General features: G+C 62.2%; 17 protein-coding genes. 10 read left to right on the forward strand and 7 right to left on the reverse strand.

What is annotated here, in order from left to right:
- Positions 1 to 208 precede the first annotated feature (208 nt).
- Positions 209 to 1,666 carry an inorganic phosphate transporter gene (locus CVS27_RS15810; RefSeq protein WP_103466814.1) on the forward strand — a complete coding sequence of 486 codons (1,458 nt, stop codon included), beginning with the start codon at positions 209 to 211 and terminating at the stop codon, positions 1,664 to 1,666.
- A complete protein-coding gene (locus CVS27_RS15815; protein WP_103466815.1) occupies positions 1,663 to 1,917 on the forward strand; it encodes a hypothetical protein in 255 nt (84 codons plus the stop codon). The genes CVS27_RS15810 and CVS27_RS15815 overlap by 4 nt, the downstream gene beginning before the upstream one ends.
- A gap of 80 nt (positions 1,918 to 1,997) precedes the next feature.
- Here CVS27_RS15815 and CVS27_RS15820 read toward each other — a convergent pair whose 3' ends face one another.
- Entirely contained in the window at positions 1,998 to 2,456 is a 459-nt protein-coding gene (locus tag CVS27_RS15820) for a hotdog fold thioesterase (protein ID WP_103466816.1), read from the reverse strand.
- Between the two features lies 1 nt (position 2,457).
- On the opposite strand from CVS27_RS15820, the gene polA reads away from it, so the two are divergent.
- The 3 genes from polA (at position 2,458) to CVS27_RS15835 (ending at position 7,822) form a co-directional block, all read left to right on the forward strand.
- Positions 2,458 to 5,208 carry a DNA polymerase I gene (gene polA / locus CVS27_RS15825; protein WP_442319979.1) on the forward strand — a complete coding sequence of 917 codons (2,751 nt, stop codon included), beginning with the start codon at positions 2,458 to 2,460 and terminating at the stop codon, positions 5,206 to 5,208.
- A gap of 54 nt (positions 5,209 to 5,262) precedes the next feature.
- A complete protein-coding gene (locus CVS27_RS15830) occupies positions 5,263 to 6,609 on the forward strand; it encodes a GNAT family N-acetyltransferase (RefSeq protein WP_103466818.1) in 1,347 nt (448 codons plus the stop codon).
- Between the two features lie 220 nt (positions 6,610 to 6,829).
- Complete coding sequence (locus tag CVS27_RS15835; RefSeq protein ID WP_103466819.1) at positions 6,830 to 7,822, forward strand: hypothetical protein; 993 nt, start codon at positions 6,830 to 6,832, stop codon at positions 7,820 to 7,822.
- A gap of 87 nt (positions 7,823 to 7,909) precedes the next feature.
- Here the strand turns inward: CVS27_RS15835 and CVS27_RS15840 are convergent, their stop codons facing one another.
- Positions 7,910 to 8,668, reverse strand: coding sequence for an ABC transporter permease (locus CVS27_RS15840; protein WP_207767546.1), 759 nt, complete (start codon positions 8,666 to 8,668; stop codon positions 7,910 to 7,912).
- A gap of 246 nt (positions 8,669 to 8,914) precedes the next feature.
- Here CVS27_RS15840 and rpsA point away from each other — a divergent pair, with 246 nt between their 5' ends.
- Positions 8,915 to 10,396, forward strand: a complete 1,482-nt coding sequence (rpsA, locus tag CVS27_RS15845) for a 30S ribosomal protein S1 (protein WP_103466820.1) — start codon at positions 8,915 to 8,917, stop codon at positions 10,394 to 10,396.
- Between the two features lie 102 nt (positions 10,397 to 10,498).
- On the opposite strand, the gene CVS27_RS15850 is transcribed toward rpsA, so the two are convergent.
- A complete protein-coding gene (locus CVS27_RS15850) occupies positions 10,499 to 11,230 on the reverse strand; it encodes an IMPACT family protein (RefSeq protein WP_370739521.1) in 732 nt (243 codons plus the stop codon).
- Positions 11,231 to 11,252: 22 nt separating this feature from the next.
- On the opposite strand from CVS27_RS15850, the gene coaE reads away from it, so the two are divergent.
- A complete protein-coding gene (gene coaE / locus CVS27_RS15855; RefSeq protein WP_103466822.1) occupies positions 11,253 to 12,221 on the forward strand; it encodes a dephospho-CoA kinase in 969 nt (322 codons plus the stop codon).
- A 64-nt stretch (positions 12,222 to 12,285) separates the two neighbouring features.
- Here coaE and CVS27_RS15860 read toward each other — a convergent pair whose 3' ends face one another.
- A complete protein-coding gene (locus CVS27_RS15860; RefSeq protein ID WP_103466823.1) occupies positions 12,286 to 12,630 on the reverse strand; it encodes a DUF4190 domain-containing protein in 345 nt (114 codons plus the stop codon).
- A 149-nt stretch (positions 12,631 to 12,779) separates the two neighbouring features.
- Between CVS27_RS15860 and uvrB the strand changes: the two genes are divergently transcribed.
- Positions 12,780 to 14,858, forward strand: coding sequence for an excinuclease ABC subunit UvrB (uvrB, locus tag CVS27_RS15865; protein ID WP_103466824.1), 2,079 nt, complete (start codon positions 12,780 to 12,782; stop codon positions 14,856 to 14,858).
- A 34-nt stretch (positions 14,859 to 14,892) separates the two neighbouring features.
- Here the strand turns inward: uvrB and CVS27_RS15870 are convergent, their stop codons facing one another.
- Genes CVS27_RS15870 through CVS27_RS15880 form a run of 3 tightly spaced genes read right to left on the reverse strand, consistent with a single transcriptional unit; the run spans position 14,893 to position 19,262 of the window.
- Complete coding sequence (locus CVS27_RS15870; RefSeq protein WP_103466825.1) at positions 14,893 to 16,185, reverse strand: alpha/beta fold hydrolase; 1,293 nt, start codon at positions 16,183 to 16,185, stop codon at positions 14,893 to 14,895.
- The gene (locus CVS27_RS15875) at positions 16,182 to 16,694 is read right to left on the reverse strand and encodes a GNAT family N-acetyltransferase (RefSeq protein WP_103466826.1); all 513 of its coding nucleotides are present in this window, start codon (positions 16,692 to 16,694) and stop codon (positions 16,182 to 16,184) included. Before CVS27_RS15875 ends, CVS27_RS15870 begins: the two co-directional genes overlap by 4 nt.
- 21 nt (positions 16,695 to 16,715) lie before the next feature.
- Positions 16,716 to 19,262, reverse strand: a complete 2,547-nt coding sequence (locus CVS27_RS15880; RefSeq protein ID WP_103466827.1) for a DEAD/DEAH box helicase — start codon at positions 19,260 to 19,262, stop codon at positions 16,716 to 16,718.
- Between the two features lie 44 nt (positions 19,263 to 19,306).
- On the opposite strand from CVS27_RS15880, the gene CVS27_RS15885 reads away from it, so the two are divergent.
- Entirely contained in the window at positions 19,307 to 20,137 is an 831-nt protein-coding gene (locus CVS27_RS15885) for a trans-aconitate 2-methyltransferase (RefSeq protein ID WP_103466828.1), read from the forward strand.
- The gene (locus CVS27_RS15890) at positions 20,134 to 20,832 is read left to right on the forward strand and encodes a PIG-L deacetylase family protein (protein ID WP_207767547.1); all 699 of its coding nucleotides are present in this window, start codon (positions 20,134 to 20,136) and stop codon (positions 20,830 to 20,832) included. Before CVS27_RS15885 ends, CVS27_RS15890 begins: the two co-directional genes overlap by 4 nt.
- Positions 20,833 to 20,987 lie beyond the last annotated feature (155 nt).

The raw sequence follows: 20,987 nt of genomic DNA on the forward strand, positions 1-20,987 counted from the left end.
TGCTTGGCCAAGGGAACGCACGGAGAAATTGTCCTGCGACGCATAAGTGCGGCACAGAAAAGGAATGTAGGCTCGAGCTAAATCATCGTAGACTCGTAAAGTTGTCTAAATATTTCACTGGGATGCCTTGTGCGCTGCAGCAGACTTGTGCAGCTGTTTCCCTTAGACTTTTTCAGTCCACAATTGCCCTCTTTAGATTGGACCGCGGGTGGATCTCACCTTCATGGTTGTGCTTGTCATAGCACTAGCCCTTTTCTTTGATTTTACGAACGGCTTTCATGACACCGCCAACGCGATGGCTACACCCATTGCCACAGGCGCCATCAAGCCCAAGACAGCCGTGGCACTGGCCGCGATTCTTAACCTTGTGGGTGCGTTTCTCTCCACGGAAGTAGCTAAGACCATCTCCGGCGGCATCATCAATGAGGGCGGGCCCAACGGCGTTGCGATCACCCCCGAGATGATCTTTGCCGGCTTGATGGGTGCTGTGCTGTGGAATCTGTTCACGTGGCTTCTTGGCCTCCCTTCCAGCTCCTCACATGCCCTGTTCGGCGGTTTGATTGGTGCAGCCATTGTGGGCACCTGGTCATTCGGCGCAGTGAACTTCATGGTGGTTGTTTCCAAGGTGCTGCTGCCAGCACTGCTGGCCCCCGCCATCGCCGGTCTGGTGGCCTTCCTGTGCACCAAGATGGCCTACTCCATCACCAAGCGTTCAGACCCGGATTCCGGTGACAAACTCACCCAGAAGCGCGGCGGTTTCCGCCGCGGCCAGGTCTTCAGCTCCTCGCTGGTTGCTTTGGCCCACGGCACCAACGACGCCCAGAAGACCATGGGTGTCATCACCTTGGTTCTGGTTGCTTCGGGCCTCCAGCAGGCTGGCACCGGTCCGCACTTCTGGGTCATTGCCACCTGTGCCATTGCCATCGCAGCCGGTACTTATGCCGGCGGTTGGCGCATCATCCGCACCCTAGGATCCGGTCTGACAGACGTCAAGCCCGCACAGGGCTTCGCGGCCGAAACCAGCACGGCAGCCGCAATTTTGGCCTCCAGCCACTTGGGCTTCGCGCTCTCCACCACGCATGTAGCCTCCGGCTCCGTGATTGGTTCGGGCCTGGGCCGCAAGGGCGCAACTGTCCGCTGGGGCGCCATTGGCAAGATCGGCATCACGTGGCTGTTGACGCTCCCCTCTGCGGCCTTGGTGGGCGGCTTGGCTGCCCTGCTGATCCGCACCGGCACCGTTGGCATTGTCATTGTTGCCGTACTGGGGCTGAGCGCCATCATCTTCATGTTCATCGTTTCCCAGCGCGAAACCGTTGACCACAGCAATGCGATCAGCGACGTGGATGCTGTGGGCGAGGCCCTGCACATTCCCAGCAGGAAGGAACGTGAGCGTCTGGCCGCCAAGGCCCGTGCCGCGGAAAAAACCGCAGAGAAGGCCGCCAAGCGTGCCGCCGAGGCTGCTGCGATTCGTGCCACGGCCCAGACCGCACTGGACAAGGCCGACACAGCCGTCCTGAAGGCCATGACCAAGGCCGCCGAGCCGCCCAAGGCCCGGGTCAAGTCGGCTGCCGCTCCCAAGCCCAAGGTGAAGGCTCCGCCGGCTCCCGGGGATACTGACGTTCCCGGGGTTGACGATGAGACTGCCGCCACGAAGGAGATGCCATGATCGACTGGTTCGGATTTTTGACGGTGGCCCTCACCACCTTGGTGGGTGCCGGGTTCGTGGTTGTCATGTACTCACTGGGCGTGCGGCTGACGGCTGTGAGCAGCGACGACGCCGAGCACGTCAACCAGACCGCCAAATGGGGCTCCTACGTGTGCTTCGGTTTTTGCGTCGTGGCTGTTGTGCTGGCCATCATCTTGATCGTGCCGCACCTGAACGAGCCGTTCTTCGCCATGCTGGAGCACTTGTTCTAAGAAACGTCTAACGTACGACGCCGGCCACGTACCTTTCGCACACAGCGGAGGGTACGTGGCCGGCGTCGTACGGTTAACGGTTATCGGGCCAAAATCATGTTGGTGATGCGGCAGGTGGAGAGCCGGCGGCCCTGCTCATCGGTCATGACCACCTCGTGGGTGGCCAGCGTGCGGCCCAGGTGAATGGGTGTGGCTGTGCCCGTGACCAGGCCCGCGGCGACGCCCCTGTGGTGTGTGGCATTGATCTCAATACCCACCACCTTGCTGCCCGGTCCGGCATGGAAAGCTGCGGCGAAGGAGCCCAGCGTCTCGGCCAAAACCACGTGCGCGCCGCCGTGCAACAACCCCGTGACTTGTGTGTTGCCGTCCACTGGCATGGTGGCAACCATGGACTCCACGGACATGTGGGTGAACACAATGCCCATCTTCACCACCAGCGACCCCACGCCATGGCGGCCCAGCATCGGGTGGATTTCTTGGGGAACCCCTGCAGCCAATAGTTCATCGGCCAGGAGATGCGGTGTGAAATTTTCGCTCATGATGACTAGGCTGGCACTTGTGAGTGAATCTGCCAAAACGGCCCCCCAGTCCAACGCACCAACCACCCCCGAATCCGGACTGTCGGAAGACGCAACGCCGCGACTTTTGGTCATTGACGGCCACTCCATGGCTTTCAGGGCTTTTTACGCCATGCCAGTGGACAAGTTTGTTACGCAAGCGGGCCAGCACACCAACGCCGTCCACGGGTTCACGGCGATGCTGCTGACCATGATCAAGGAGCGTAAGCCCTCCCACGTGGTGGTGGCCTTCGATTTGGACACGCCCACTTTCAGGTCCTTGGAGTACACCGAGTACAAGGCCGGGCGTAACAAGACGCCCGAGGAGTTTTACGGCCAGATTGATTTGATCATCAAGGTCATGGCCGCCATGAACATTCCCACCATTTCAGTGGACGGCTTCGAAGCCGATGACATCATCGCCACGCTGGCCGCCCAGGGCGAGGCCGCCGGCTGGGACGTGCTGGTGGTTTCCGGTGACCGCGACGCCTTCCAACTCATCACCGACAAAGTTTCGGTGCTGTACCCCACCAAGGGCATCTCCGCGATTCCGCCCATGGATGCCGCATCCGTGGAGGCCAAGTACTTTGTGCCACCCAACAGGTACTCCGACCTTGCGGCCCTGGTGGGTGAAACAGCGGACAACCTTCCCGGGGTACCCGGCGTCGGGCCCAAGACGGCCGCCAAGTGGATCAACCAGTACGGCGGACTCGAGGGCATCCTGGAGAACCTGGACGCCATTGGCGGCAAGGTGGGCGAGTCCCTGCGGGCGCACGTGGATGACGTCAAGCGCAACCGCCGCCTGAACCACCTGCTGCGTGACATGGAGCTGCCCGTTCCGCTGGAGCAGACCCTGCTGCAAGCCCCGGATCGGGACGCCGTGGAGGAATTGTTCGACTCGCTGGAATTCAACCAGCTGCGCAAACGCCTGTTTGACCTCTTTGGGGAGGCTGAGACGGACGACGCCGGTGAGGCCCACCAGGTGCCCGCCCACCGTGTTGTCACCGAGGCCGCAGCGCTGCAGGCGTGGCTTGCCGTTGACGGCGTATGCGCCGTGGATGTGTTGAGCGAAAAGCTGGGCCTGGCGCACGAGGCGGTCGGCGTGGCGCTGGTCCGTGCGGATTCTGCTGTTGTGGTGGATTTGCGCACGGCCGACGAAGCGCTGGAATCGGCGTTGGCTAGCTGGCTCGCTTCCGACGCCACGAAGGTTGTCCACGAGTACAAGGAAGCCCTGAAGGCGTTGTCCGTGCGTGGCTTGTCCCTGGCTGGAGTCCAGGACGACACCTCCTTGTCCGGCTACCTGATCCAGCCCGATCGCCGCAGCTACGAACTGGCTGAACTAAGCAAGGTCCACCTGAAGGTCGGCTTCGAAGACAGCGTGCAGGAGTCCAGCGGCCAGCTTGATTTGGGTTTGAGCGAGGACACTTCCTTCGCTGATGCCGTACAGCGCGGCTACGTGGCGCTGCTGCTCAGTGAGCACTTTGCCCCGCTGCTGGTTGAGCGTGGCGCTGCGGTGCTGTTGCGCGAGTTGGAGCTGCCGCTGGCAGCTGTGTTGGCACAGATGGAACTGACGGGCATTGCCATTTCGCAGGAACGTCTTGCAGTCCTGCTGGCCGATTTCACGGCAGCCATGAACGCCGCCCAGGCAGCCGCCTTTGCAGCCATCGGCCACGAGGTGAACCTTGGCTCGCCCAAGCAGCTCCAGGAAGTCTTGTTTGAGGAACTGGGTCTGCCCAAGACCAAGAAGATCAAGACCGGCTACACCACCGACGCCGCCTCCCTGAAGGCATTGCTGGAGAAAACCGGTCATGAGTTCCTGGCCCAGCTCATGGCGCACCGTGAAGCGTCCAAGCTGAAGCAAATGGTGGAGACACTGAAGAAGTCGGTGGCCGAGGACGGCCGCATCCACACCACCTACGCACAAAACGTGGCAGCCACGGGCCGTTTGTCCTCCAACAACCCCAATCTGCAGAACATCCCCGTCAGGACCGAAGAGGGGCGCCGCGTCCGGGACATCCTTGTTGTCAGCGAAGGCTACGAATGCCTGCTCGCCGCCGACTACTCCCAGATTGAAATGCGCATCATGGCCCACCTCTCCGGCGACGCCGGACTCATCCAGGCCTATGCCGAGGGCGAGGATCTGCACCGCTACGTGGGCTCCCACGTGTTTGGTGTGGCACCTGCGGACGTCACCTCCGCCATGCGTTCCAAGGTCAAGGCCATGTCCTACGGCCTGGCTTATGGACTGACCAGCTTTGGCCTGTCCAAGCAGCTGGAAATCTCCGTGGATGAAGCCCGGACACTGGTCAAGGACTACTTTGACAGGTTCGGCGGGGTTCGCGATTACCTCCGCGGCGTAGTGGAGCAAGCCCGCGTTGACGGCTACACCTCCACCATCGAGGGCCGTCGCCGCTACCTGCCCGATCTCTCCAGCGCCGACCGCCAGCTGCGCGAGCTGGCCGAACGCATCGCCTTGAACTCACCCATTCAGGGATCCGCGGCAGACATCATCAAGCACGCCATGCTGGGTGTGGCGGGAGAGCTGCAGCGCCAGGACCTCAAATCCCGCATGCTGCTGCAGGTCCACGATGAATTGATCCTGGAAATCTGGCCCGGGGAACTGGAGACCGTCAAGGCCCTGGTCGTGGAGCAGATGGGATCCGCAGCGGATCTGCTGGTTCCGCTGGAAGTCCAGCTGGGCCTGGGCGCCAGCTGGAACGACGCCGGGCACTAACCACACGCCCGAGGGGCCCCACACAGCCGTTGTTCGTTTACGAAAGGTATCGCCGTGCCACAGAGTTATGAACCCGCCATCAGCCGGGCAACCCGGTCATTCCCCTACGAGCTGCGCACTTTTCCGGTGCGCCGTGTTGACGGAAAGATCTCCCCGGAACTGAGCAAGTGGGCCGAGGCTGTTGCGCTGGGATTCCACGGCGACGCCATGACCGAGGATGCGCTGGCGTTCTACATTGCATGCGAGGAAGTCGATGGCCGGATGGTCACCGGCGCCTACTTGAGCGATGCCCAGGCGCCGGTGGGTGCGTGGGATGCGCAGTACCCCGTATCCACCTATGCGTACCATCGCAAGAACCTGAACGTGGGTGCCGGGACGCTAATGCCTGTCCACCAGATCACTGCCGTGACAGTGCGCCCCAGCCACCGCCGTCGTGGTCTCTTGCGGGCCATGATGGACTCCGACCTGGCCCAGGCGAAAGCCGCGGGCATCCCCATGGCTGCGCTGACGGCGTCGGAAGCCACCATTTACGGGCGGTTCGGCTTCGGTGTGGCAACCCACACCAGCACCATCGAGGTGACCGTCAAGGGCGGGTTGGACTTCCTTGTGCCTGCCGCGGCGTCGGTTGGCGTGGTGGAAATAGCTCCCGTGGGCACCGTGCGGGACCTGCACAATGAGATCTTTGAACGCGTCCATGCCACGTCCTACGGCTCCATTGGCCGCCACGACATGTACCGGCTGGCCGCCACAGGGCTGGGAAATTACGGCGCCGTCGAGCCGCTGAAGAATGTTCGTGCGGCGCTCCACTATGATGCCAGCGGGGCGGTGGATGGCTACGTCACCTACAAGCCCAGCGACGACAAGAACCGGTCGGCCGTTGAGATTGTTGACCTCCTCGCCGTCACGGATGCAGCTTATTTGGCCCTGTGGAACTACCTGGGTTCGCTGGACCTCATTGACGTCATCACCTGGGACATGGCCCCCGTGGTGGATCCGCTGGAATGGGCCATTGCAGCCAAGCGCCACTACAAGCGCACGGCCACCGAGGACCATCTTTGGTTGCGCATCCTGGACACCCCCGGCTCCTTGGCCGCCCGTGAATACGCCAGTGACGGCTCCCTGGTGATCCATGTTGGTGATCCCCTGGGCCATGCCTCCGGGATCTTCCGCATAGAGGTTGTCCATGGGAAAGCCACCGTGACCCGCTGCCCCGAGGACGGATCCGTGGAAGCGGAGCTCAGCATGGGCGTCAGTGAACTGTCCAGCCTGTACCTGGGCGGCGTAACCGCCAGGGTGTTGTTGGCTGCCGGCCGTGTGCGGGAAATGCGAAGCGGTTCCGTGGCGGTCTTCGACGCCTTGTTCGCGGCGCCGGAATCCGCCCACTGCATGACCAGCTTCTAGCCACCCAGAAACATTGCTGCGCCCTAGCGGCTTGCCTGCGGTTCGGCGGCTTGTGGGCGGTTCGCAAACCGCCCACAAGCCGCCCAGCCGCAGTTGCAGTGAAGTGAGCCACCGGACAGTGTGCACTGTTCTTTCCCCCACACGGCTCCTAGAGCCGGAAGTTGTCCACAATCCCTGTTTTCACCCGCGCAATACCGCCCGGACCGCGCAACGATGGGGCATGGACAACAATCAACTTGCACACATGGTGGCCTCACGGTGGCCGGCTAAGGCTGTTCGTGGCGTGGCAACCAACAGGATGTTGGAAGCGGCGGGTCTGACACACAAGGTTTTGACGGCAGCTGTTACCCGGCAGCTTGTTGTCCGTCTCCACCGGGGCGCCTACGTCCAAGGCACCGAATGGTGGAACTTGACACCGTGGGCGCGGGACGATGTTGCCCTCATTGCACACGTACTGGCGTCACTCAGCAGTGGTGTATACAGCCATTCGAGCGCCGCCCGGCTCCACGGTCTACGGACATGGGGTTGTGGAGCCACTGTCCATGTCACCCATGGACAAACCCCCGGCCATGCAAACGGCGGGGCCCGTACTTCCGTGCACCAGCAGGCGCTCGATGCCGGGCACGTGGTCATGAAGCGAATCGGGCCTGTTCAAGTCCCCGTGACATCCATGGCCCAAACCGTCCTCGATTGCGCACGTCTGTTCCGCCTCGAGCCCGCTGTCATCATCGGTGACCATGCGGTCAGGAAGGGCCTCTTGATTCCTGACTTGCAGCGGCTCCTTGAGGCCAGTGAGGTCAAGCGGGGCTCGGCCCGGGCCAAACGGACACTTGACTTCTTGGATCCACTCAGTGAATCGGCAGGGGAGTCCCGCACTCGGGTGTTCCTGGCCGCCACAAAATTGCCCATGCCGGAACTGCAAGTCACCATCACCACCCGGCATGGGGTGCACCGGGCGGATTTTGCGTGGCGGGAGTTCCGGTTGATCCTGGAGTTTGACGGCTGGGGCAAGTATTTCGACTACCGGCCCACCGCCGAGGCGATTGCCCTGGAGCGCCAGCGCGAAAAGGACCTCATGGAACTGGGCTGGAGCTTTATTCGCATTAGTTGGTCCGATTTGAATGATCCCGCAGCCCTGGAAGCAAGAATTCGGGCTGCATTGCTCCGTGCGGGCGCCACATTGCCGGCCCGCCGGACAACATTCTTCGCATAAATGCGCCCGGGCAGCTTGTCGGCGGTTCCCGAACCGCTGACAAGCCGCTGCAACGCCGACAAGCCCGGAAACCGCAGATGTAAACCGTCAGTGAGATCGGGCCGGCCGGGTCCAGGCGCCCCGGCAGCCCAGCCACAAAGTGGCGGCCGCTGCACTGGAAGTGACCAAGAGCAGGGAGACCAAGACCAGCAGTTGGATGAGGCCGGCGTCCAGGGGAGTGGCGCCGCCTATGATCATGCCCACAAAAGCACCCGGCAACGTGACAAGCCCTGCCGTCCGGGTTTGGTCCAAACTGGGCAACACAGCCTCTCCGGCGACTGGTTTGGCCACCAGGGCACGGGCTGCGTGCCACTCGAAACCCAGCGCAACGGCCGCCTCCACCTCACCGTGCCGAAGGACCAGTTCGTCACGGATCCGCCGCCCACTGAGGGTCACCGTGGACATGGCACCGCCAATTTGTTGGCCCAGGATGGCAATGATGGCCAGCGCATTGAACGGCAGCACGCCAACGGCAAACATCAGCGCCGCCGGTGGAATCACCCCTACTGCCAAGGGAATCGCGGCCATCCACCACCGCCCGTCGGCAGCAACCCGCCGCCCCGAAGTCCAGACAGCAACGAGAAACATGAGGGCAACGAACGCAAAAGCCCACGCACCCGCGTTGGATAACCACGCGATCACCAGTGCCACGGCAGCCAGCTGAACCAGGGCCCGAACGCCGGCAACGAGCATCTGGGCGGGGGAGCGGTCCAGCGCCGTGCGCCAAAGAACCGCGGCTAGAAGCAGGAAAACCGCCAACAGAACCCACGTGCTGGGGCCCAGCCGCAAAAGGGTTGAATTGTCCACAAACGCAATTATCGCCGTCGAACACGGGTTTTGCGCTCCATGGCCCAAGCAACTAGACTAAATGGGCATGTCATGCGTGGATTCGAGTGGTTACAACCGCAAAGAAATTACTCATGATGTGCATGAATTATCCGCAGGAACCCCTGCAACCATAATAATTCCGGACCCTGTCCAGCAAGACGCGCCCCATGCGTGCATTTGCTAGGGTTCGGCGAAACCAACTATCCACATCGGAGCCCCTACTACATGACCATCACGACCCCCGAGAAGACTAGTACCACTCCCGTTGTTGCCATCAACGACATTGGTACTGCTGAAGAATTCCTCGCCGCAGTAGATGCAACCATCAAGTACTTCAACGACGGAGACCTCGTCGAAGGTATCGTTGTTAAGGTTGATCGCGACGAAGTTCTGCTCGACATCGGTTACAAGACCGAAGGCGTCATCCCCTCCCGCGAGCTTTCCATCAAGCACGACGTTGATCCCGGAGACGTTGTCTCCGTTGGCGATCAGGTTGAAGCTTTGGTCCTCACGAAGGAAGACAAAGAAGGCCGTCTGATTCTCTCCAAGAAGCGCGCACAGTACGAGCGCGCCTGGGGCGACATCGAGAAGGTCAAGGAAGAAGATGGTGTCGTTACCGGTACCGTCATCGAGGTGGTCAAGGGTGGTCTTATCCTCGACATCGGCCTGCGCGGCTTCTTGCCCGCATCGCTGGTCGAGATGCGCCGTGTGCGCGACCTGGCTCCCTACATCGGTCAGCAGATCGAAGCCAAGATCATCGAGCTGGACAAGAACCGCAACAACGTTGTTCTGTCCCGCCGTGCCTGGCTCGAGCAGACCCAGTCCGAGGTTCGCTCCACGTTCCTCAACAAGCTGGAAAAGGGCCAGGTTCGTCCCGGCGTTGTTTCCTCCATCGTCAACTTCGGTGCATTCGTGGACCTTGGCGGCGTAGACGGTCTCGTTCACGTTTCCGAGCTGTCCTGGAAGCACATCGACCACCCGTCCGAGGTTGTCGAAGTTGGCCAGGAAGTCACCGTCGAGGTTCTCGAAGTGGATCTGGACCGCGAGCGTGTTTCGCTCTCGCTCAAGGCTACGCAGGAAGACCCGTGGCAGACCTTCGCCCGCACCCACGCCCTCGGGCAGGTTGTACCGGGTAAGGTCACCAAGCTGGTTCCGTTCGGCGCGTTCGTTCGCGTTGAAGACGGCATCGAAGGCTTGGTTCACATCTCCGAGCTGGCAGTTCGCCACGTTGAGCTGGCCGAGCAGGTTGTCTCCGTTGGTGACGAGCTGTTCGTCAAGGTCATCGACATCGACCTGGAACGCCGCCGCATCTCACTGTCCCTCAAGCAGGCCAACGAGGGTGTTGACGTCGACTCCACCGAGTTCGACCCCGCACTCTACGGCATGGTTGCTGAGTACGACGAAGAGGGCAACTACAAGTACCCGGAGGGCTTCGATTCCGAGTCCAACGAGTGGCTTGAAGGCTACGAGTCCCAGCGCGCCGTTTGGGAGCAGCAGTACGCTGACGCCCAGACTCGCTGGGAAGCACACAAGAAGCAGGTTGCTGAGCACGCCGCAGAAGATGCAGCTGCCGATGGCGCCGGTGAAGGTGGCGAGTCCGCAGGGACTTCCTACTCCTCCGAGCCTGCTGCAGCCGACGCCGGTGCCGGCACCTTGGCTTCTGATGAAGCCCTCGCCGCACTGCGCGAAAAGCTGACCGGAAACTAATTTCCGCTAAGCATTTCACTCGCTTAGGTGAATAAAAGGCGGGTCCCCACTTTGGTGGGGGCCCGCCTTTTGCTGTGTCGGCAAGTCAGCAACTGGCTCGGCTTAGCGCGGCGAGTCCACCCAGTCAGTGCCAACAACACTCAAACGGGCGCTGCCAGCGGTGAGCGCGGCCAATCGTTCAACGGCGGCGATAATAACGTCCGTGTCGTCGGCCATGGCCAGCCCCACGTGAGTGTTCTCGGCGTCGTACGTATTGCCCGTCATGACGTACCCGGAGCTGCGTAGATCATTCTCCAGGCGGCCCGCCTGCGCGTGGGGAACCGCCACCGTAAACAGCCGCAGTCTGTTGCGCCGCACCAGGGGCGCGGCGTTGATGGCAGAGCTCACGGATTCGGAGTAGGCGCGGACCAGGCCGCCGGCGCCCAGCAGGATCCCGCCAAAATAGCGTACGACGACGGCGCACACGTCGCTGAGGTCGGCGGTACCGTCGCTGCCCGCGCCCGTTTCGGACGCGGCGCGGGTCTCGCGTTTCAGGAGGGCCTCCAGCATGGGGGTGCCGGCGGTGCCGGAGGGTTCGCCGTCGTCGTTGGAGCGTTGCACGCCACGGTCGGGGCCAATGACAAAGGCGCTGCAATGGTGCCGGGCGTCGTAAAACTCCCGCCGCAGCTCGGCCACCAGTTCCCGGGCGGCGGTCTCGTCCTCAACCCGGCGCAGCACTGTGATGAACCGTGAGCGTTTGATGCTCAGTTCGTGGCGGTAGTCCTGGCCGGCGGCGAAGGTGGTGTAACTGTCCGCGCCGGGAGTGGCCAACTGGGGTTCGGGTGTTTGGCTCACCATTTCAGTCTAGTGTGGAGACATGCTTTCCTTGGGACTCACCGGCGGCATTGCTGCCGGAAAATCGCTTCTGTCAACCCGTTTCCGTGAACTGGGCGCAGTGGTCATTGACGCCGACCAGCTGGCCCGTGAGGTGGTGGCCCCCGGCACGCCGGGCCTGGCCCAGGTGGTGGCGCAGTTTGGCCAGAACTTCCTGCTGCCCGACGGTTCGCTGGACAGGCTCAAGCTCGGCTCATTGGTGTTTGCCGACCCATCCCAACGGCAGGCGCTCAACGCCATCATCCACCCGCGAGTCAGGGCCGCAGCGCAATCAATGAAGGACCAAGCCGGCCCTGGTGCCATCGTGGTCCAAGACATCCCGCTGCTCGTGGAGACGGGGCAGGGAGCCGCTTTCCATCTGGTGGTGGTGGTCCAGGCCTCCGCCGAGACCAGGGTGGCACGCATGATGGCCACCAGGGGCATGTCCAGGGAGGATGCGCAGGCCCGGATGGATGCGCAGGCCAGCGACGCCGAACGGGCGGCGGCCGCCGACGTGGTCATTGCCAATGACGGCGATCCCCAGCAGGCCATCGCTGCCCTTGATGCATTGTGGCATGGCAGGCTGCTGCCCTTTGCGGCGAATCTTGCTGACGGCCAGCCAGCAGCCGGGCCGCTGACGCCCCAAAATGTTCCGGCCGATCCCCGCTGGCCGGTCCAGGCGGCGCGCTTGGCGGCACGGGTGAAGACGGCCGTAGGAGAGCTGGCCGTGAGCGTTGACCACATAGGCGCAACGTCCGTTCCGGGACAGCCGGCCCCGGATGTTTTGGAACTGCAAGTTCAGGTGCGCACTGCAGAGGACCTGCTGGCCGCCATGGCGCCCCTGGCTGCTGCGGGATTTCCCCTGTCCGGGCGGACCAGCGGGGGAGGGTCGCTGCATGTTTCGGCAGATCCCGGCAGGGCAGCCACTGTGACTGCCCTGGCACAGGCCCCGGCGCAGCACTCCACTGGCTAAGAAAGGCTTAAACGCTGCGGGCCCCTTCCGTCCTGGGAAGGGGCCCGCTGTCTATATGCAGTGCCTAGTACGTGGTGGTCATGGTGCCGCTGTTGACCAAGGCAATGATGGCAATGATGTAGATGATGATGCCGATGACACCGAGGATGGTGAAGATCCAGCCCAGGATGACGCCAACGTTGGCCGGAGTGTTGGTGAAGCCGGCCTCGGTGGACTTCTTCTTGGCGATGATGGACACAATCAGTCCTGCCAGGGAGAAGACAAAGCACAGGACCAGGCCGATGATACCCAAGGTCTTGCCCGGATCTTCGGCGGGGGCTCCATACGGTGCGGTTCCGTAGGCGGGCTGGCCGTACTGCTGGGGCTGCTGGCCGTAGGAATTCTTTTCTTCGGGGTTGTTCTGCGTCATGATGTCCTCTCAAGGGCGAATGATGTGACTAACTGATAATAGTTTTGCACGGGGTGAGGCAATTACCGTGCATGTTTCATGGGGAGTCCTACCCATGACTTATTTCACTACGTGCCCGTACCGCCACCAACAGGGGTAGCGTTAAGACTATGAGTCTTGCGCAAGAGATCAATCGTGTTGTGGCCCCCTTCGAAGTCATCAGTGAATTCCAGCCCGCCGGGGACCAGCCGGCCGCCATCAAGGAACTCACCGAACGCATCAACAATGGTGAAAAGGACGTGGTGTTGCTGGGTGCCACGGGAACGGGCAAGTCGGCCACCACGGCGTGGCTCATTGAACAGGTCCAGCGGCCCACCTTGGTTCTTGTGCAAAACAAGACCCTTGCGGCCCAGCTGGCCAACGAGTTCAGGGAACTGCTGCCCAACAACGCCGTGGAGTACTTTGTCTCCTACTACGACTACTACCAGCCTGAGGCGTACGTGCCGCAGTCAGACACCTTTATCGAGAAGGATTCCTCTGTCAACGAGGAGGTGGAACGCCTGCGCCACTCCGCCACCAACGCGCTGTTGACCCGCAGGGATGTCATTGTGGTGGCCACCGTGTCCTGCATCTACGGTTTGGGCACTCCGGAGGAGTATGTGGCCGGCATGGTTACCCTCACCCGAGGGGACCAGATGAACCGTGATGACCTGCTGCGCAAGTTCGTCAGTATGCAGTACACGCGCAACGACATTGATTTCCACCGCGGCACCTTCCGGGTGCGCGGGGACACCGTGGAAATCATTCCCATGTATGAAGAGCAGGCCATCAGGGTGGAGTTCTTTGGTGACGAAGTAGAGAACATCTACACGCTGCATCCGCTCACGGGAGAAATCATCCGGGAGGAAAACGAGATGTACGTTTTCCCGGCGTCGCACTATGTTGCTGGCCCCGACCGCATGGCCCGGGCCGTGAAGCAGATCGAAGATGAACTGGCCAGCCGCACCAAGGAGCTGGAAAGCCAGAACAAATTGCTGGAAGCCCAGCGGTTGCGCATGCGAACCACCTATGACCTGGAAATGATGGAGCAGATGGGCTTCTGCAACGGCATTGAAAACTATTCGCGGCACATTGACGGCCGTGAACAGGGCAGCGCCCCGCACTGTCTGATCGACTACTTCCCGGACGACTTCCTCATGGTCATTGACGAATCGCACGTAACGGTGCCGCAGATTGGTGCCATGTATGAGGGCGACATGTCCCGCAAGCGCACACTCGTGGACCACGGATTCCGGCTGCCCTCAGCCATGGACAACCGGCCGCTGAAATGGGACGAGTTCCTGGAGCGCGTGGGCCAGACCGTGTACCTGTCGGCAACCCCTGGCAAATATGAGCTGGGCAAGTCGGACGGCTACGTTCAGCAGATCATCCGCCCCACGGGCCTGATTGACCCCGAGATCATTGTTAAACCGTCCCAGGACCAGATCAATGACCTGCTCGGTGAGATCCGCAAGCGTACAGCCAAGAACGAGCGTGTTCTGGTCACCACCTTGACCAAGCGCATGTCCGAGGATTTGACCGACTATCTCCTGGGCAACGGCATCAAGGTTGAGTATCTGCACTCGGATGTTGACACGTTGCGCCGGGTGGAGTTGCTGCGTGAGCTGCGGATGGGTGTTTTTGATGTGCTGGTGGGCATCAACCTGTTGCGGGAAGGTTTGGACCTGCCCGAGGTGTCCCTGGTGAGTATCCTTGACGCGGACAAGGAAGGCTTCCTGCGCTCCTCCACGTCATTGATCCAGACCATTGGACGTGCCGCCCGCAACGTGTCCGGTGAGGTCCACATGTATGCGGACAGGGTCACGGCATCCATGCAGTTCGCCATTGACGAGACCAACAGGCGCCGGGAAATTCAGGTCGCCTACAACACCAAGCACGGCATTGATCCGCAGCCGTTGCGGAAAAAGATTGCCGACATCACCGACCAGCTGGCGCGTGAAGATGCCGACACGGCCGCCCTGTTGGAGGAGGCGCGGCTCAAAAAAGCCGGGGCCGGCAAGAAGGCTGTCCGCAAGGACGGGCTCGCTTCCCGCCCCGCAGCCGAGCTGATCAGCCTCATCGAAGAGTTGACGGCGCAGATGCACGGCGCGGCCGCCGACCTCCACTTTGAACTGGCAGCCCGCTTGCGTGACGAGGTGGGGGACCTGAAGAAGGAACTTCGCCAAATGCGCGAGGCCGGCCACGCCTAAGCAGTAGCAACCGGTGGCGGAGAGCGAAAAGCCTTTACGCTTGCGGGCCACGCACCAAGGCGAGAAGCTTCGCGAAGATGCCCTCGCCGTCGTCGGCTATGCCGTCATGGTGGAACTGGGCTGACTCCCAGACCTGCAAACCCTTGACGGAGGCAGCCGTGGCCAGCGAGATTTCCCGGTCCACATAGATGTCGTTCGTGTAGACGGCGGCCGCCACCGGCACGGTGTTGTTAGACAGTTGCTCCCGGGAGTACAACCGGCCCCAACCCTCGATGCGCTGCGCCAGCACCTCGGCAAGCTCGCCCAGGGGGACCAAGGCTGGGTCCTGCTCGAAGTACCAGGGGTACACAGCTTCGCCGGTGAGCAGGGGCTCAGCCACGTCCGGGTGGAAGTCGGGGTGCTCGCCCAGAACCCTTGCGGCGGCCCAATCACTGGCTTCATCCTGAACGTAGATGGACTCATGCATGAGCGCGTACAGTGGCTGGCTAGCGCGGCTGACCTGCGCGGATACTTGGGCCAGGAAATTATCGGAGAGCCGTTCCCCATCCACCGTGGGCACGAAGGCGTCCTCGAGCAGATAGTGCAGGCCGTCAAAGCGTGTGTTGCCGCCCAGGTAGTTACCCAGCATCTGCACCCGTTCCGGGGTGAGCCGCTCGCCCGTGGGCAGGTACTCGGACACGGCCACCACGTGGCGCATGATCCGGGTGACTACGGCCCGGTCCTGCGGATACTTGGCGAAGTACTCGGCGTTGCGGCGGCGCAAACGCTCAAAGGTAGCCTGATATACCTGATCGGCCGGCCCATCCAGGGGGCCCAGACCGCCCGCGATGAGGGCTTCCTTCACGCCGTCGGGGGCGAAAGAAAGGTATGTCAGCGCGCAAAAGCCGCCATAGCTTTGGCCAAACAGGCTCCACGGCCCGGAACCCAGCGCTGCACGAATCAGCTCGGCATCGGCGACGATGTCCGTGGCCCGGAAGTGGGCCAGGTAGTCGGCCTGGGCGGCAACATCTCCGACTAAAGGGAGTGTTTGCCGCGTAGCCGGGGTGGACAGGCCCGTGCCGCGCTGGTCAAGCATCAACACGCGGAAGTGCTTGGTGGCCTCGGCCAGCCAGCCACCCAGGGCCGTGGGCCTGTTGCCACGCCCGCCCGGTCCGCCCTGCAGGAACAGCAGCCAGGGCAGTTCTTCCGACTTCACCCGGTCGTCACTGAGTTCCCGGGCAAAGAGTTCAATGCTTGGACCCGATGGGTTGGCGTGGTCCACAGGTGCCGTAAACCAGTGGTCGCGGATGCGCACGCCTCGGATGGAGTAAGGCTCAGCGGCGGTCATGCCTGCACCTGCGCCGGCACCAGCTGCGCCTCACCGAAGGCGTCCAATTCGGGACCGTCCAGCCGGAAGACGTGCCAGCCGTCCATCGGCGTCGCGCCCAGGGACTTGTAGAAGTTGATGGCAGGTGCATTCCAATCCAGCACGCTCCACTCAACCCTGGCGTAGCCGCGCTCCACAGCAATCTGGGCCAGGGTTCGCAGCAGCGCCTTGCCGTGGCCGCCGCCGCGGGTCCCCGGGCGCACATACAAATCCTCGAGGTGGATGCCCAGGGTGCCCTCCCACGTGGAGTAGTTCAGGAACCACAGGGCGAAGCCAACAATGGGTTCGCCGGGCGTCTCGGAATCCACCACGTGCGCAAAGATCTGCGGATTACTGCCAAAGAGGTTGGCGTGCAGCATCTCCACGGTGTTCTTTACAGCATCCGGCTCTTTTTCATAAACAGCCAGATCGTGAATCATGCCAAGGATTGCGGGGACATCGGAGGGCGCAGCTGTGCGTATCAAACTCATGCATTGAGCTTAGCGCGCACCTTACATGCGGCTAAAGTCCTTGAAGATTACGACGGCGGACCCGGCCTCGTTCGACGCGTCAAGGTCCACGGTGGCCGTCATTGACCAGTCGTGGTTGGCCTCGGGGTCAACAATGGTTTGGCGCACCGTCCAGCTGTCGTCACTCGTGGTGATGCTCAGCAGGGCAGGTCCGCGGGCGGCCGGGCCGGACTCGATGTATTCGTGTTCGTCCCAGTACGTGTCCAAGGCGTCGGCCCAGCGATCCGAATCCCAGCCGTGCTCGGCGTCGAGCGCCCCCAAGGCCTCGAAGTCATCGTCAGCCGCGAGCTCCACCCGGCGGAACATTTCATTGCGGACCATGACCCGGAAGGCGCGCTGGTTGTCCGTGAGCTTGGGCGGGACGGGCGGGAGGGACGTTTCCTCAGCCAACGTCACGACGTCGGAGCCGTCCCCGGAGGTCATTTTTTCCCACTCGTCCAGCAGGCTGGAGTCAACCTGGCGGACCAGCTCGCCCAGCCAGGAGATGATGTCTTCAAGGTCTTCGCGCAGGGCGTCCTGGGGGACGGTTTGGCGCAGCGCCTTGTAGGCGTCGGTGAGGTAGCGCAGCACGATGCCCTCGGAGCGGGCCAGCGAGTAGTACTGGACGTATTCGCCAAAGTTCATGGCTCGCTCGTACATGTCGCGGATGATCGACTTGGGGCTCAGCTCAAAGTCACCCACCCACGGGGAGGCCTTGCGGTACAGCTCAAAGGCGCCGAACAGCAGCTCCGAGAGCGGCATGGGGTACGTGACTTCATCGAGGATGGCCATGCGTTCGTCATACTCGATGCCCTCGCTCTTCATGGCGGCAACCTTTTCGGTGCGTTCACGTTTGAGCTGGGCGGCCAGGATTTGGCGCGGCTTCTCCAAGGTGGCTTCGATGACGGAGATAACATCGAGGGCGTAGCTGGGGGATGCGGGGTCCAGCAGGTCCAGGGCGGCAAGCGCAAAGGGGGAGAGGGGCTGGTTCAGCGCAAAGTTCATTTGCAGGTGAACCGTCAGGCGCACCGTACGGCCGTCGGCCTCCAGCTCATCCTCAGGAATCCGCTCCACCACGCCAGCGCCCAGCAGTTCGCGGTACATGCCAATGGCCTTGCGGATCAGGGCGCGCTGCTTGGACGGCGATTCGTGATTGTCGGTGAGCAGGGTTTTGGCGGCCAGGAAGGGATCCCCGGGGCGTTCCAGCAGGTTCAGCAACATGGCGTGGGTGATGGTGAAGCTCGACGTCAGCGGTTCCGGAACGGATTCCACCAGACGGGTGAACGTGGGCTCGCCCCAGCTGACAAAGCCCGCCATGGGCTTCTTCTTGACCACCTGGCGCAGCTTCTTTTGGTCGTCGCCAAACTTTGCCACGGCCTTGGTCATGGCTTTGGTGTTTTCAATGACGTGGTCCGGTGCCTGCACCATGACGGTTCCGGCGGTGTCGTAGCCCGCGCGGCCTGCGCGGCCGGCAATCTGTTGGAACTCACGCACCTGCAAAACGCGAGTGCGGACGCCGTCGTACTTGCTCAGGGCTGTCAGGAGCACGGTGCGGATGGGCACGTTGATGCCAACGCCCAGGGTGTCGGTGCCGCAGATGACCTTGAGCAGGCCGGCCTGGGCCAGCTGCTCCACCAGGCGACGGTACTTGGGCAGCATGCCTGCGTGGTGCACGCCGATGCCATGACGGACCAGGCGGTTGAGGGTCTTGCCGAAGCCCGCGGAGAAGCGGAAGCCGGCAATGAGGTCGTTGATTTTGTCTTTTTCCTCGCGGGTGCAGACGTTGATGCTCATCAGGTTTTGGGCCCTGTCGATGGCCTCGGCCTGGCTGAAGTGCACCACGTAGACGGGGACCTGCTTGGTGGCGAGCAACTCCTCCAGGGTTTCGTGCACACCGGTTTGCACGTAGTAGTAGTGCAGCGGGATGGGGCGCTCAGTGGAGGAAACGGTGGTGGTGTCGCGGTTGGTCAGCTCGGTCAATTCGCGCTCAAAGCGGCTGACATCACCCAGGGTGGCGCTCATGAGCAGGAACTGGGACTGGGGCAGCTCCAGGAGTGGCAGCTGCCAGGCCCAGCCGCGCTGCGGGTCGGAGTAGTAGTGGAACTCGTCCATGATGACCACGCCGACGTCGGCATTCTCACCTTCGCGCAGGGCAATGTTGGCCAGGATTTCAGCGGTGCAGCAAATGATGGGCGCGTCCTGATTGACCGAGGAATCGCCGGTGATCATGCCAACGTTCTCGGCCCCAAATATCTCGCACAGGGCGAAGAATTTCTCGGACACCAGGGCCTTGATGGGGGCCGTGTAGTAGCTGGCTGCACCCCTGGCCATGGCGTTGAAGTGCGCCGCAATGGCCACCATCGACTTGCCGGAGCCCGTGGGTGTGGACAGGATGACGTTGTTGCCGCTGACCAGCTCCAGCGCCGCCTCTTCCTGGGCGGGGTACAGCTCGATGCCCTTGTCCATGGTCCATTCCAAAAACGCGTCGAGAACGTCGTCATCGGAGGAGGTTTGCGGGTTCAGGGTGGCAAGCTGTTCAAGAAGATTCATGGTGTTCCCAGCTTATGCGCTCAAGGCTGTGGCAGGATAACGCCATGGGTGATCAAACGTTTTTATGGGAACCGGCCAAGTACGTGGAATTTGGCGATTTTCGCGACCGCCCGTTCTTTGACCTGACGGCGCGCATAAGCGCCGCGGCGCCTGCCAGGGTGGTTGATCTGGGGTGCGGGCCGGGCAATCTCACCGCCACGCTGGCCCAACGCTGGCCGTCCGCTTGCGTTGCGGGGATCGACAGTTCAGTCGACATGATCGCCGTCGCGCTTAAACAGGTGGAAATGTTCGACGCCGACACCCAGCCAGGTGTCCAGCCTCACCCGGGTGCGCGGCTGAGCTTCGCCGTAGGGGACATTGCCGGCTGGGCACCCACCAGCGAGACCGACGTGATTGTTTCCAATGCCGCCCTGCAATGGGTGCCCGGGCATCAAGAACTGATGGCTGGCTGGTTGGCGGCCCTTCGCCCGGGCGGGTGGCTGGGCGTCCAGGTGCCGGGGAACTTTGGGGCGCCGTCGCACACCATCATGCGTGAATTGGCCGCAAGCACGCGTTGGCGGGACCAGCTGGACGGTGTACTGCGGCATGGGGATGCGGTGGGGGAGCCGGCGGAGTATCAGGAGCTGTTCCTGCGCGGTGGAGCCCGGGTCGATGTGTGGGAAACCACGTACAGCCAGCTCCTGCAGGGGGAGAACCCCGTGCTGGAGTGGGTTCGCGGGACGGGGTTGCGCCCCGTTCTGGCTGCCCTGGGTCCCGTGGATAGAGTTGAGTTCGAGCAGCAATATGCAGCATTGCTGCGGCAGGCGTATCCGGCAACGGAGTTTGGTACCAACTTTGAGTTCCGGCGCATCTTTATGGTGGGAGAAAAGCAATGAGTGATTTGCAGGCATTTCCGCAAGACTGGCAGCGCGCCCTGGTCATAGTTGCCCACCCCGACGACCCCGAATATGGCATGGCTGCGGCAGTGGCCCAGTGGGTTGAAGACGGGAAGGAAGTCCACTATTTACTGGCTTCTCACGGGGAGGCTGGCATTGCCACGATGACTCCCGAGCTGAGCGGGCCGTTGCGGGCCGTGGAACAACTCAACGCGTGCGGGCAGGTGGGCGTTGAAAATTTGACTATCCTGGACCACCCGGATGGGCGAATCGAGGAAGGTGTGGCCCTGCGCCGTGACTTTGCCCGGCACATGCGCCTGGTGAAACCGGATGTTGTGCTGACGCTCAACCACTGTGATCATTGGGGTCCGGGCCGGTGGAACAGCGCCGACCACAGGGCTGTTGGACGCAGCGTACTGGACGCGGTTTCCGATGCCGACAATGACTGGATCTTCCCCGAACTCCTCGATGAGGGTTTGGGCCGCCACAAGGTTCGCTGGGTGGGCATCAGCTCACCTCAGCCAACACATTTTGTGAAGGTCAGCCCGGAGAATATCGAGAAGGCAGTTGCCTCGCTGGCGGAACACAAGGAGTATCTGCGCGCCTTGAGCCCCGAACCCGTTGAGACGCAGGCCCGGCGGCAGATCGAGATGGTGACCGCCGGCGGAGTAGTGGCCTTTGAACTATATAGCTGAGCAAGGCGCGGCCTGACCCGCCGGTCAGTGTGCAGATGATGCCCCCTAAATCGATTTAGAGGGCATTATCTGCACACTCACCGGACAGCAACGCCACGGGAAACCCACAGGAAGTTCACACTGACAAGACGCCTGCCCAGGAGTAAGTTGTTACC

This window comes from Arthrobacter glacialis, from assembly GCF_002909445.1.
Lineage (GTDB): Bacteria > Actinomycetota > Actinomycetes > Actinomycetales > Micrococcaceae > Specibacter > Specibacter glacialis.

What these genes read in the sequence shown, in the direction of transcription:
- CVS27_RS15835 (WP_103466819.1), top strand. Translation starts at nt 6,830, where the DNA reads ATGGACAACAATCAACTTGCACACATGGTGGCCTCACGGTGGCCGGCT.
- rpsA (WP_103466820.1), top strand. Translation starts at nt 8,915, where the DNA reads ATGACCATCACGACCCCCGAGAAGACTAGTACCACTCCCGTTGTTGCC.
- CVS27_RS15875 (WP_103466826.1), bottom strand. Translation starts at nt 16,694, where the DNA reads ATGAGTTTGATACGCACAGCTGCGCCCTCCGATGTCCCCGCAATCCTT.
- CVS27_RS15815 (WP_103466815.1), top strand. Translation starts at nt 1,663, where the DNA reads ATGATCGACTGGTTCGGATTTTTGACGGTGGCCCTCACCACCTTGGTG.
- CVS27_RS15860 (WP_103466823.1), bottom strand. Translation starts at nt 12,630, where the DNA reads ATGACGCAGAACAACCCCGAAGAAAAGAATTCCTACGGCCAGCAGCCC.
- CVS27_RS15890 (WP_207767547.1), top strand. Translation starts at nt 20,134, where the DNA reads ATGAGTGATTTGCAGGCATTTCCGCAAGACTGGCAGCGCGCCCTGGTC.
- uvrB (WP_103466824.1), top strand. Translation starts at nt 12,780, where the DNA reads ATGAGTCTTGCGCAAGAGATCAATCGTGTTGTGGCCCCCTTCGAAGTC.
- CVS27_RS15820 (WP_103466816.1), bottom strand. Translation starts at nt 2,456, where the DNA reads ATGAGCGAAAATTTCACACCGCATCTCCTGGCCGATGAACTATTGGCT.
- CVS27_RS15880 (WP_103466827.1), bottom strand. Translation starts at nt 19,262, where the DNA reads ATGAATCTTCTTGAACAGCTTGCCACCCTGAACCCGCAAACCTCCTCC.
- CVS27_RS15870 (WP_103466825.1), bottom strand. Translation starts at nt 16,185, where the DNA reads ATGACCGCCGCTGAGCCTTACTCCATCCGAGGCGTGCGCATCCGCGAC.
- polA (WP_442319979.1), top strand. Translation starts at nt 2,458, where the DNA reads ATGACTAGGCTGGCACTTGTGAGTGAATCTGCCAAAACGGCCCCCCAG.
- coaE (WP_103466822.1), top strand. Translation starts at nt 11,253, where the DNA reads ATGCTTTCCTTGGGACTCACCGGCGGCATTGCTGCCGGAAAATCGCTT.
- CVS27_RS15885 (WP_103466828.1), top strand. Translation starts at nt 19,307, where the DNA reads ATGGGTGATCAAACGTTTTTATGGGAACCGGCCAAGTACGTGGAATTT.